This window comes from Janthinobacterium longum (genome assembly GCF_051380735.1).
Taxonomy (GTDB): Bacteria; Pseudomonadota; Gammaproteobacteria; order Burkholderiales; family Burkholderiaceae_D; genus Janthinobacterium.
Genome location: NZ_JBNYXQ010000010.1, coordinates 1 through 12926, shown reverse-complemented (window position 1 = coordinate 12926; position 12926 = coordinate 1). Strand labels below are relative to the sequence as shown.

At 63.4% G+C, this 12926-nt stretch carries 9 protein-coding genes; 5 read left to right on the top strand and 4 right to left on the bottom strand.

Features of this window, described 5'->3' with window-relative positions; genetic code table 11:
* Positions 1-111: 111 nt before the first annotated feature.
* From ACQ4WM_RS20730 to tssK, 3 genes are all read right to left on the bottom strand, one after another.
* Positions 112-2295: a sensor histidine kinase gene (locus ACQ4WM_RS20730; RefSeq protein WP_436548548.1), complete on the bottom strand. Its 2184-nt coding sequence runs from the start codon at positions 2293-2295 to the stop codon at positions 112-114.
* Positions 2292-5213, bottom strand: a complete 2922-nt coding sequence (locus ACQ4WM_RS20725) for an ATP-binding protein (protein WP_436548547.1) — start codon at positions 5211-5213, stop codon at positions 2292-2294. Before ACQ4WM_RS20725 ends, ACQ4WM_RS20730 begins: the two co-directional genes overlap by 4 nt.
* Before the next feature lie 108 nt (positions 5214-5321).
* Entirely contained in the window at positions 5322-6668 is a 1347-nt protein-coding gene (gene tssK, locus ACQ4WM_RS20720; protein WP_436548546.1) for a type VI secretion system baseplate subunit TssK, read from the bottom strand.
* Between the two features lie 184 nt (positions 6669-6852).
* Between tssK and tssF the strand changes: the two genes are divergently transcribed.
* Genes tssF through ACQ4WM_RS20695 form a run of 5 tightly spaced genes read left to right on the top strand, consistent with a single transcriptional unit; the run spans position 6853 to position 12818 of the window.
* Positions 6853-8658, top strand: coding sequence for a type VI secretion system baseplate subunit TssF (gene tssF, locus ACQ4WM_RS20715; RefSeq protein WP_436548545.1), 1806 nt, complete (start codon positions 6853-6855; stop codon positions 8656-8658).
* A complete protein-coding gene (gene tssG / locus ACQ4WM_RS20710) occupies positions 8622-9635 on the top strand; it encodes a type VI secretion system baseplate subunit TssG (RefSeq protein WP_436548544.1) in 1014 nt (337 codons plus the stop codon). The genes tssF and tssG overlap by 37 nt, the downstream gene beginning before the upstream one ends.
* Complete coding sequence (locus ACQ4WM_RS20705; protein WP_436548543.1) at positions 9632-9886, top strand: PAAR domain-containing protein; 255 nt, start codon at positions 9632-9634, stop codon at positions 9884-9886. Before tssG ends, ACQ4WM_RS20705 begins: the two co-directional genes overlap by 4 nt.
* An 11-nt stretch (positions 9887-9897) precedes the next feature.
* Complete coding sequence (locus tag ACQ4WM_RS20700) at positions 9898-12492, top strand: type VI secretion system Vgr family protein (RefSeq protein ID WP_436548542.1); 2595 nt, start codon at positions 9898-9900, stop codon at positions 12490-12492.
* Complete coding sequence (locus tag ACQ4WM_RS20695) at positions 12489-12818, top strand: hypothetical protein (RefSeq protein ID WP_436548541.1); 330 nt, start codon at positions 12489-12491, stop codon at positions 12816-12818. The genes ACQ4WM_RS20700 and ACQ4WM_RS20695 overlap by 4 nt, the downstream gene beginning before the upstream one ends.
* Here ACQ4WM_RS20695 and ACQ4WM_RS20690 read toward each other — a convergent pair.
* On the bottom strand, positions 12802-12926 hold a 125-nt coding region (locus ACQ4WM_RS20690), incomplete at its 5' end, for an IS4 family transposase (RefSeq protein ID WP_436548691.1). The genes ACQ4WM_RS20695 and ACQ4WM_RS20690 overlap by 17 nt on opposite strands.

Genomic DNA, 12926 nt, shown 5'->3' with positions numbered 1-12926 from the left:
CGTTTTGCAGTGAACTACGTTCTATCATCATAATCTTCATTGCAAATTAGCACCACTGCACAACTGGCTTTTTACGAATTTTTTATCCTGGCCGATGTTGTCAGTCCACAATCACGTCGGCAGGCGCCCGTCACTTTGTTCCAGCAGCGCGCACAACTCGAGATACTGGTGCTGCTCCAGCATCGCCTGCAGCGGCGCGACCAGCGTTTGCGCGTCCTGCGGCAAGGCTTGCAGCAGTAGCCCCACGCGCATCAGGTTCAGTTCGCGCAGCGCCGCCAGCAGCGCCGCGCGCTCGTCTGGCACCAGCACGGCAAGGTCACCTGCACTGAGCACGCGTGCCGGGTTGGCCATCACCGTGGCCGGGAGCGCAGCCTGGGACGCTGCCACCGGTGGCAACTCGGCACCGCGCGCAGGAATCGCAAAGCGGAACGTTGCGCCCTGCCCCGGCTGTGATTCCACCGTCAATGCGCCTTTCATCAGGCAAACGAATTCGCGCGAAATGGCCAGGCCCAGGCCCGTGCCGTCTTTCGGGCCGTCGCTGTCGGCCTGCACGAAAGGCTCGAAAATGCGCTGCTGGTCTGCCGGGGCGATGCCTGCGCCGGTATCGCTGACGGCAAAGTCGAGCTGCCATTCGTCCCCACCGAGGCATACGCCGCGCGCGCGCAAGGTCACCGTGCCGCAGCCGGCAAACTTGACGGCGTTCGTCATCAGGTTCAGCAGCACCTGGCGCAAGCGCGTGCCATCGACACAGGCCGCAGGCGGCAGGCCGGCGCAATCGAGGCGCAGCAGCAGGCCATGCTGCTCGGCGCGCAGCTCGATCATGTCCATCACTTCCTGCAGCAGCGGCGCCAGCGCCACCACCTCGCATTGCGGCGACAGCTTGCCCGCTTCACCCTTTGACAATTCGAGGATCTCGTTGATCAGGTTGAGCAAGTGCTTGCCCGAGCGGTGGATGATTGCCAGGTTGCGCTTTTCATCGGCATGCATATGGACCGAATCGGCCATCAGGCGCGAAAAGCCGATCACCGAATTCAAGGGCGTGCGCAGTTCGTGGCTCATATTGGCCAGAAATACGCTCTTGGCCCGGTTGGCTGCATGCGCCTGATTGACGGCCACCGACAGCGCGCCGGTGCGCTCGGCCACCAGTTCTTCCAGGTGGTGGCGGTGACGCAGCAGCTCCATTTCGGCCTCGCGGTGGGCCGTGATGTCGTAGTTGGAGCCCACCAGGCGCAGGGGCTTACCGGCGGCATCGCGAAACAGCACCGCGTCCACCTTGATATAGCGGATCGACTGGTCAGGCCAGACGATGCGGTATTCATGCTTGAAGGCGTGGCCTTCCTTGAGCGCCGCGCGCAGCGCCTGTTTTGTCGGTTCAATATCCTCCGGCAGCAGCGAGTCACGCCAGATTGTCGATGGCGGCAAGCCCGCCGCAGGATCGGCCTTGAACTGCGTGTACATCTGGTCGTCCCATTCCAGTTCGTCGTCGGCCACGTTCCAGTCCCAGATACCGATGCTGGCCGCCCCGGTGGCCAGCTGCACCCGCTCTTCACTGCGCTGCAAAGCCCGGTAGCGGCTGTCAAGCAGTGCCACCATGTCGCGGATCGATCGGTACAAGGTGCGCAGTTCGCCCAGGAACCAGGTCTTCGGTGGCATGCCGGCCGCTACCGGCTGGCCGGCGCGCACGGCCGCTGCATACTGGCCGATAGCCTTCAGCGGCCGCAGCATCAGCCACCACATCAGCAGCCAGATGCTGGCCACCAGGATCACGTCAAGCGCAACGATAATGGCGCCGATGGCCAGCGCGCGCTGGCGCAGCTGCGCATGCAGCACCGACGGCTCGGCGTACACGGCAACGGCGCCGATGATCTGGCCGCCCAGGGTCACCATGCGCCGCTCGGCCAGCAGCGACGGATCGTCCGGTTCAAGTTGCAGGCTGTCGATGGCGCCATCAACGTTGCGGCGCAGGATGATGGTGTCCTTGCCGATCGCCGGCGTGAGGGCGATGGCATACAGTTCGCGGTTGCCGAGGATGCTGCGCATGATGGCCTGCATCTGCTTTTCATCGAGATTCCACAGCGGCAGTTCGACCGCTACCGCCAGCTGGTCGGCGCTGACCGACACGGTGCGGTGCAGTTGCTGCCAGCGCTGCGCGCGCTCGGACTGGTAGAACAGCACGGCGAACACCAGCAGCAGCAAAGTCACTACAAAGGTCAGCGCCACGCTGACGGCCAGCACGATGGAGATGCCATCGAGGCGCCCGGACTGGCCCTTGACCTTGATCGTTGCCTCGCTCATGCCTGCCCTTTATCGGCATCCTGCGCCAGCCACAGGCACAATTGCCGGTACTGGTGCTGCTCGAGCATGGCGGCCATGCGCGCGGCCAGTTGCGGCAGTCGCGTGGCCAGGCCGGCCAGCACGATGGCGCTGCGGCGCAGGTCGAGCGCGCTGATTGCCTCAAGCAGTGCCTGGCGCTCGGCCGGGGCCAGCAGCGCAAGCTCGCCAGGCGTCAGCGCCGGCAGTTCGCCGGCGAGCCCTGCCACGGCAGGCGCGGCGCACGCTTCCTCGCGCAGGAAGCGCAGCCCCAGTTGCTGTTCGAGCATGGCAAACAGATGCTCCTGCTCGATCGGTTTGCGCAAGAAAGCATCGGCGCCGGCCGCCAGCGCTTCCTGCTTTTCCTCTTCAAAGGCCGATGCCGTCATGATCGCCAGCCGAGGTTGCGCCAGGCCCACCTGCGCGCGCAGCCAGCGCGTCAGCTGCAAGCCGTCCATCTCGGGCATGCGCCAGTCGGTCAGCACCAGGTCAAAACGCTGCGCGGCGAGCATCGCCTGCGCCTGCGCACCGCCACCCGCTTCCTGCAGCACGAAACCGAGCGGCGCCAAAAGGCCGGCAAGCAGCTTGCGGCAATTGACATCGTCGTCCACCACCAGCAGCGCGCGGCCGCGCTGGGCCAGCGGCAGGCAGCACACGCGCCCAGGCGGCAGCGGCAAGCCAGGTGTCGCCACCACCATCGGCACGTTCAGCGAAAAATGAAATACCGACCCCTGGCCCAGGGTCGACTCGACCTGCAACTGGCCCTGCATCAGGCGCACGAACTCACGCGAAATGCTCAGGCCCAGGCCGGTACCGGCCTGCGCTGCGGCACTGTCGGCCTGCACGAAGGGTTCGAAAATGCGCTCCAGGTCGGCCTCGGCGATGCCGCTCCCCGTATCGCGTACGGCAAACGCCAGCAATACCTGGCCGTTGCCATCGGGCTGGCAATCGAGCGACAGGGTAACGCTGCCCCGTTCGATGAATTTCAGCGCGTTCGACAACAGGTTGAGCAGCACCTGGCGCAGCTTGGCGCCGTCGAGCATGACCAGCGGCGGCACGTTGGCGCGTTCCACGCATAGCGCAATGCCTCGCTCGCGCGCACGCATGCGTACCATTTCCAGCACCTCGTCAAGCACGCCGTTCAGATCCACCGGCCCGGTCTGCAGCTGCATGCGGCCCGCTTCGATCTTCGACAATTCCAGGATGTCGTTGATCAGGGTGAGCAAATGGTGGCCGGCGCGGTTGATGATGGCCAGGTTCTGTTTTTCTTCCTCGCACATGCTGGTCGAGTCGGCCATCATCTGTGAAAAACCGATCACCGAATTCAAGGGCGTGCGCAATTCATGGCTCATATTGGCCAGGAAAACGCTTTTTGCCCGGTTGGACGATTGCGCCTCGGTCACCGCCACCGACAGCGCCGCCGTGCGCTGCTGCACCTGCTCTTCCAGATGGTCGCGGTAGCCGAGCAACTCCAGTTCGCCGAGCTTGCGCGCGCTGATGTCGACGATGCCGCCGCGCACCAGTCGCCGACCGTCCATCGGCAGGCGAACCATCCTCACTTCGGCAGGAAACACGCTGCCGTCGACGCGACGGATATTGCGCTCCACATTGATCGCCTCGCCCAGCATGATGCGGCGCAAATGGTCTTTCACTACCAGCCCCAGCGGCAGGCCATCCGGCTGCTCGCTGCTGTACAGATCGAACGGCCCGCAGGCGAGCAGGTCCTCGCGCGACATGCCCAGCATCTGCTGCGCACTGCTGTTGGCGTCGACAAAGCGGTCAAGATCAAGGTCATATACCAGGATCGCCTCGGGTGCATGCTCGACCAGGATGCGGAAACGCTGCTCGCTTTCGCGCGCCTCGCTTTCCGCGCGCCGCAACCGGCGCTGCTGCAGCAGCAAGGCGCTCAGCAGACACGCCATCATCAGGAACACGCCACCGACCACCAGCACGGCCAGGCTGTGTTCCTGCCACACATTCGGCGGCCGGTTCAGGAACACGGCCTGCGCCGGCAGGCGTTTGATATCGGCGTCCCAGCGCTGCAATTGCTGCCAGTCGTACATCGGCACCGGGCGCACCGTCGGCAGCAAGACGCCCGGCGCACCGGGCACCCGGCCGGCCAGCACACCGAGCGACAGGCGCGCCACCTGCTGCGCAGCACTCTCGATATCGAGTATCGAGCCGCCCAGGATGCCCTTTCCCAGATTGGCGTTATACAGGCCAAAGGCCGGCACATTGGCCAGCCTGGCCTGGGCCGCCTGCTGCATGCGGCGCTTGAGTGCCTGGTCAGCCTCGCTGGCGCCAACCGCCATCACGATCTGCCGGGTGTTCGGGAACAGCGCCATCGCCTGCGCCAGGGTACCGGCGAAATCGACAGTCGCCTGCTGCTGCCAGATGGTGGGCCGGGTGCCGGCCGGCAGCGCCTTGCCCGAGGTATTGATCGCCAGCACCGGCGTCGATTGCGCCAGCGGCGCCAGTTCGGCCAGCAGATAGTCAAACGCCGACTGCTGCATGGCAACGATCAGGTCGGCCTGGTGGTCCGACCCGTTACTGTATCGCAACAGCAACAATTCGCGCATCTTGGCGCGCAGCACCGGCTCGCTCAGGGTGTTCAGGTTGAGAAATTCCACCATCACATCTTCGCTGGCCAGGCCACCGTCCTTCATGGCCTTCATATAGGTGCGCGTGTACGATTCCACGCCAGAGCGGCCGTAGTCATATGAATTGAGAATCAGCACGCGCTTGCCATGCAGGGTGGCCGGCACAGCAGCGGCGGTAGCAGCGGCGAGATGGGCGCAAGCGCCACAGGCCAGCACGAGCAGCAATGCGCGGCTGCAGCGCCGCAGCACCGCCCGTCGTTTCCCGGCGCCAGGCATCAGCCCACCCCTTGCATCGCCTGCCATGCCCATGCCCGCCTTGTCCATTATCGTGTGTCACTGACACTTGCAAAAACATGATAACGTCAACAACGTGGGCAAGTCCATTCCTTAAAGAATCATCTGGCGGGTGCGCTACGCGTGACCAGCGGCACTGATACCGAACAATTCCAACTGCAATCCCCGGATCCCCGACGGCACATAGATGGTGATCGCCTGCGCCTTGACTATTGCTTCATGGATTGCGCCCTTGTTTTCGATCGAGAAATAATAAGTGTGCGGCCGTACCGGCACTTCCGCCGGCACCTGAGCCATATGTCGCAGCGCGGCGCCGGGCAAGGCGCGTGCCAACAGGACGTCGATCTGCGAGGGCGAAGAAATCTTCAATTGCAGCGGTATCACCGCAACCAGTTCCAGCGCCGGCAAATCGGCATTCACGGCCAGGCACAAGGTGGTCTGCAGGTTGACCTGCGCCGCATCGAGCACGCCATGATAGTGGGTGCTTTTTTCCGCATCGATTTCCAGCGCGATCGGAAAATAGCGCGACAGCAGCACCGTGTCGACCAGGTCGCGGATGATGAAGTCCAGCTTGCCAAAGCCGGGCGCGGGGTCGTCATGCAGGTAGCGCGGCAGGTCTTTCAAGGCGTATTTCCTGGAGAACGTCATCAGGCCGCCGGCCAGCGCCGTCAGGTGCCCGAACAACTGCTCCGGATGGTGGCGGCCATGGGTGGCGCAATGGCTGAGGGTGGCAATCGCCGTGCTGAGAGTATTGAGCATCCAGAACGAAGACATGTCACCACCATGAAACTCCACCGCATGATGGCCCGGCTGCCGATGGCGGCTGTACAGCGAGGCTATTTTCGCGCCCAGGCGCTCGATCAGCGAATCGAGCATCTTTTGCAATCCCGTGGCCGCATTGATGGTCAGGCACGGCGGCAGCCAGGAAGCATCGATCTCGAAGCCGCCACGCCCGCCGCGGCGCAGGCACACCAGCGGCATCACCAGATAGTCCTGCAGCGGCTCGCCGTGCCACAGCAGGCGGACGGTTTTTTTGAGGTAGGCCACCGGCATGCTGACGGCTTCGCTGTACAGGTCGGGCGTTTCGATATCTGCCTGTTGATAACGCGCACCGGACGCCAGGTTGCCGCCATGCGCTTTCATGACCGGCAGCGCCGCGTAGAACGTAAAGCTGTGCTCATCTGACGGCAGCCGCGACAGGTCGACCGCGGCCGGCAAGGCATCGCCGAGAGGCGCTTCATAGATCTCGCCGTCCTGGAACACCAGCGACAGGGTGTCGGCGCGCAAGCTGTTATTGGCCAGCGCATCGGCATTCCAGTCGAGCACGTGCACGCCCCACAAATGCGGGCTGATCAAGGACACCAGCCGCTGCAAACGCGCTTCATGATAAAGGTCCAGTTGCTGGAACTGCTGCGGGCTGATGGCCAGCCCTTCCGACCATAATAATTTTGATGGCAATGTCACGCTGTTCTCCCCGGTGATGGTTGAAGGTCGCCCTCTTCCTCCAGTCTGAAGTTGCCAGGATGAAAGTCATTGAGCTTGCGCAGCAAGTACTGTTGAATTTTGCGTAATCGCAAATTGCTTTTGAGAAAACACCTCGATACTGGCACTTCCACATGACACCGGCGCTGCCAGGCGCATCACAGGCATGGAAACCTTGCTGCCGTATTTCGAACGTGAACTGGTGCTGCTGCGGCGCCATTGCCGGGAGTTTGCCGAGCGCTATCCCCGCATCGCCGGCAAGCTGCAGATGTCGGGCGAGGCTTGCGAAGACCCCCACGTCGAACATCTGATCGAGTCGGTGGCCTTGCTGGCGGCGCGCATCTCGAAGCGTCTCGACGATGACTATCCGCAATTCACGCACGCCCTGTTCGAGACCCTGTTTCCGCACTATTTGCGGCCGTTCCCGTCCTGCGCGATCGTGCGCCTGCCGCCGCCCGCGCAGGGCTGCACGGTGCTGCGCTTGCCGGCCGGCAGCCTGATGGATTCGGCTCCCGTGCGCGGTGTGCGCTGCCGTTTCAGCGCCGTCTACAATATCGCGGCCGGCGACGCGAGATTGACGGCAGCCACCTTCGACACCCGCATCAAGGCGCCGCCCGCCGTGCGCCTGCCGGCGGGCGCCAGCGCGGTGATCGGCATCGCCATCGAGCATGACGGCAAGCCGCCGACGACGCTACGCCTGTTTATCGATGGCGAGCCGTCGTTTGCCGCCGCGCTGTACGACGCGCTGTTCCTGCATGCGGGCAGCGCCTGGGTCGAAGGTACCGACGGGCAATGGCTGGCCTTGCCTGCGCCACCGCTGGCGCCGGTGGGCTTTGCCGAAGCGGACGCCATGTTGCCGTTTGGCGCACGTTCGCACAGCGCCTACCGCATCCTGGCCGAGTATTTTGCCTACCCGGAAAAATTCAATTTCGTCGATATCGACACCGCGGCCCTGCAAGCGCGCCTGCCGGCCGGCTCTCGCGGCTATACCCTGCATCTGGTATTGACCGGCATGCCGGCTGACGGCGACAGCGCGCGCATGCTGGCCAGCTTGTCGAGCGCCAACCTGCTGCCCGGTTGCAGTCCCGTGATCAACCTGTTTCCGCAAACCGGCGTGCCGGTCACGGTCACGCAGCAGAAAACCGAGTACGCCGTGCTGGCCCACGCCACCCACGCGCATGGCTACGAGGTCCTGGGCATTGAATCGGTGCAAATGCTGCGCCAGCGCAACGGCGACGCCAGCGCGAGCGAAGTGCGTCCCCTGTACAGCCTGCGCCATGGCGAAGACGCGGCGCAGCCGGGGCCGTATTGGGTCATGCGCGAAGATCCGGCCGTGGCACTCAACAGCGCTGGCCATGAAAAAACCATCAGCCTGGTCGATGGCGACTTCAATCCCCTAGTGCCGGAAAAAGCCACCCTGTCGTTGATGCTGAGCTGCAGCAACCGCGACCTGCCTTTGCTGCTCAAACACGGCCAGCCGCGAGGCGATTTGCAGCCTTGCGGCGACGGCGCGCCACTGCGGCTGCTGCGCCGGCCCAGTGCGCCACGCCGCTACGCGCCGGGGCAAGGCATGCACTGGCGCCTGGTATCGCACCTGGCGCTGAATCATCATGCGCTGACGCAAGAAGGCTTGCCTGCCCTGCGCGAAATGCTGGTGCTGTACGACCTGGCCCAGAGCGCCACCTCGCAACGCCAGATAGGCGGCATCGTGGCGCTGGAACAGCGCCCGGCCACCGCCTGGCTGCGCCACCCGCGTGGCGCGTCGCTGGTGCATGGCCTCGAAGTGCGCCTGACGCTCGACGAAGAAGCGTTCGTCGGCGCCAGCATGCATTTGTTCGTACGGGTCATCGACCAGTTCCTGGGCCTGTATGTGCAAATCAACAGCTTTGTCGAACTGGTGGTGCTGTCGCTGCAAAGCGGAAAGGAGCTGATCCGATGCAAACCAAGAAACGGCATGCAATATCTGGTGTGATCGCACACCTGATGGCCGAACCATGGCGCTACAAGTTCATGCAGGCGGTGGGCCTGCTACTGCGCTGGCTGCGCCAGCAGGGCGTGCCGCCGGAACAGGCGCTGGACGAAGTGCTGCGCTTCCGGAACAGCCTGTCGCTGGGCTTTCCGGCCAGTCAGCTCGAACGCCTGTCGCAGCAGGACGACGGCAGTATCGCCATCACGCCAGCCTTTATCGGTTTGCTCGGCAACAGCGGTGCCCTGCCCCTGCACCATACGCAGGGCATCGCCATCAGCCAGGCCGCCACCAGGGACGATGGCGCTTCAGCCTTCCTGGACATTTTTTCGCACCGCTTGGTGACGCTGTTTTACCAGGCGTGCGGCAAATACCGGCTGGAACACCGGCTGGCGACCGAGGCCAGGGATGATCAACTGCCGATGCTGCTGGCGCTGGCCGGCGTCCATGCTACCGCCGCCTGTGATGCAGCCAGTGCGGCGCCCTGGTATGCGGGGCTGTTGCGCAACCGCCCCGCTTCGGCGCACGCGATTGTCAAGGTGCTGGCCGACCATTGCCGCATTCCCATGGTGCTGGAGCAATTTGCCGGCGCCTGGGACTACTTGCCGCCAGACCGCTTGAGTCGGCTTGGCAGCGCCAATTTCGTGCTGGGCTTTGGCGCCACCGTCGGCTTGCGCCTTTGGCGGCACGACCGGCGCGTACGCCTGCATGTCGGGCCGGTGGACGAGACCGAGTTGCAACGTTTCCTGCCGCACGGTGCCGGTGCGCAGGCACTGGCGCAAATGCTTGCACTGTTTGGCGCGCCCAGCCTGCAAGTCGAAATACGGCTGGTGCTGAGCGAGCCCTGCATTAGCAAACTGGTGCTGACCAGCAATCCGGCCAGGCAGCGCCGGCTGGGCTGGAGCACTTTCCTGCCAGGCCGCCAGGGCCAGGTGCGCGGCGCCGAAGTGCGCTATCTCTTGAGGCAAGCGAGGACGACATGAAACATCAGGGACGCGGCGTGATACGCCTGGGCGACAAGACCGACCATGGCGGCACGGTCAGCAGCGCAACCTCAAGCACCATCGTAATGGGTGTGGCGGCGGTGCTGGCCGGCGACATGACGGTCTGCCCCAGATGCAAGGGCAGTTTTCCTGTCCAGCCCGACGGCGACGGCGCCAGGCACCAGGGCCGCGCCTATGCCTACGACGGCGACAAGACGGCTTGCGGCGCCAGGCTGATCACTTCTTTATAGTGGAGCGCAGCATGAACAACAGCATCCTGGCAGCATTGTCCGTCTTCGGTTCGGCCTCGCAGGAGCGGCGTTTGCTGCGCCTGGATTTTCCGCATGGCGACGGTCCTGCCGATACCGTGCTGCTGGTCAACTCCATTCAGGCGAAGGAAGCGCTGTCGCGCGACTTTCGTTTCGAGGTGGAAATGCTGTCCGACGACGCCCATATCGCCTTGAGCGCCATGATGGGGCGCATGGTGACCATCAGCATGGTGCGCGACGATGGCAGCCTGCGGCACTTCAACGGCTATGTGGGGGAATTTCGCCTGCTGCGCGCCGATGGCGGTTTTGCCTGGTACCACATGCTGCTGCAGCCCTGGCTGGCGTTTGCCAGGCTGCGCCAGGACAATGTCTCGTTCCATGGCCAAAGCGTGATGCAATTGACCGAAACCACGTTCGCGCACTACCAGCAACGTGACTGGAAGACCTGTTTGCAAGGTGACGATCCGCAACTGTCCTGCGCCAATCAGCACAACGAAACCGACTACAACCATCTGCACCGGCGCTGGGAAGCACTGGGCTGGCACTACTGGTATGAACACCGCCCGGACGGCCACACACTCTGGCTGGCCGACGACAGCACTCTGGCCGAGCTGATCGATGGCGAGGCCAAGGGCGCCATGCAGTTTCATGCCGGCTCCGGCTCGATGGAAGACGATGGCGTACATCAATGGCAGGCCGTGCGCCAGCTCGGTTCCGGCCTGTTGACCCTGGCCAGCTTCGACTATAAAAACCCGCGGCCGCAACGCGCCACAGGCCACTCACTGAACCGCCAGGGCGACGTCGCCGTCCATGAACTATATGAAAACACCGGTTCCTATGGCTACCGGGATAGCGACCATGGCGCACTGCTGGCCCAGCGCCGCATGGAAGAAAGCGATCATCTGCGCCTGTATTTCGAGGCGGCAGGCAACCAGCGCCAGGCCCAGGCGGGCCGCTGTTTTACCCTGGCCGGCCATTTCAGCGCACAGGAAAGGCGATACCAGCGCGGCGAGCCGCGCCGCGACGACGCCAAAGCGCGCGAATACCTGATCCTGTCGGTCGAGCATGTCGCCAGCAACAATTATCAAGCCGGCAGCGACGCGCCGTCCCATTACGAAAACGGTTTTGTTTGCGTGCGCAAGGACCAGCGCTGGCGTCCGGGCCGCAACTACAACAGCCAACCTTGCCTGGTGGCTGGCGTGCAGACGGCGCTGGTAGTCGGCCCGGCCGGCGAGGAAATCCACACCGATGCGCTGGGCCGCATCCGCCTGCAGTTTCACTGGGACCGCCTGGGAGAATTCGACGAGCGCAGTTCGCCATGGATACGGGTCATGATGCCGATGGCGGGCACGCAGATGGGCCAGATCGCGCTGCCAAGAGTGGGCCAGGAAGTGGTGGTGCAATTCCAGGACGGCAATATCGACCACCCCATCGTGACCGGCGTGGTGTACAACAGCGCCAACCCGCCCCCTTGGCAACTGCCGCAGCAGCGCGCCCTGTCCGGCCTGCGCAGCCGCGAGCTGGGGGCTAGCGGTGCGAATCACCTGGTACTCGACGATACGCAGCAGGCAAGCCAGGCCCAGCTGCGCAGCAGCCACCAGGACAGCCGCCTGTCGCTCGGCAATATCGCCCGCATCGACGACCACGCCGGCCGCAAGGAAGCGCGCGGCACCGGCTTTGAACTGGCCACCAACGCCTGGGGCGCGCTGCGCGCCAGCAAAGGCCTGCTGATCACCACCGAAACACCGGGCGGTACAGGCGCCGTAAAACAGCTCGACGATACCCTGGCCCGGCTGGCGCAGGCCAGGGAACTGCAGCATGGCCTGGCCGAGATGGCAGTCGACGCCGGCGCCCAGGACAGCGCCAGCGAGCAAGGCGCCGTGGCTGACGCCATCAAGCAGCAAAACAAGGCCATCAAGGGCAGCGGAGAGCATTTTCCGGAGCTGTCCGAACCGCACCTGGTCATGGCCAGCCCGGCCGGCATCGAATTGTCGAGCGCGGCCTCGGTCCATATGGGCGCCAGCGAGCATGTGGCGCTAACCAGCGGCAAGGATATCGCCCTGGCCAGCGGCCACAGTCTTTTTGCCAGCGTGGCCCACAGTCTGCGCATCTTCGTCCACAAGGCCGGCATGAAACTGATCGCCGCCTCCGGCAAGATCGCCATCGAAGCCCACAACGACGAAGTCGACATCATCGCCCGCAAAGTGCTGTCGCTGATCAGCGAAGCGGACTGGGTCAATATCAAAGGCAAGAAAGGCATTCGCCTGCACGGCGCCAACCACATGCTGGAAATCAGCGACAAGGTGCAGTTCTTCACGTCATCGCCGGTGCTGTTCAACGGCAATCTGGAAACCTTGGCGCCGAAGAGTGTGTCGCAGGAGTTCAATGAAAGGCCCCATACCAGTTTTGATCAGGCCATCCGTTTGCTGGAGGTCAACGGCAAACCGGCAGCCGATATCGCTTTCGAGCTGATACGTGACGACGGCAACAAGATAAGCGGCACCAGTAACGCCGATGGACACACACCCGTACAAAAAGGAGAAGGCATGGACAACTACACGATACGTTACAAGGGAGAACTGCCGTGAGCGACGATGATGATCTGAATGAGCATGGCAATCATCAGGGTGAGTTTCATCAGACTGTCGGCGGCTGGGCTGAATATACGGTCAACCTGACCGAGATAAAAGATACGGTGCGTCATGACGTGACGGTTCCGCCCAAAAAAATAATTCCCATAATTTTTTTGCCAGGGGTTATGGGAAGCAATTTAAGAATGACAAAAAAACGTCAAGAAGAACTGAAGCGGCCAGACAATCGATCATGGAGACCCGATGACATGATAGACACATCCGGTAAAGCGGCGGTCGCGACAGGTGGCGGTTTAGGGCACCTCGTTATACATAACTGTTGAGCGCCCCCATTTCACGTAGGGTGCGTATTGTTTGCGCCGCCACATGAACATCCTTCAAACCAAGCCAGATCGTCTTGACGCCCGGTTCGCCATCGCCCTTGCGGGCGA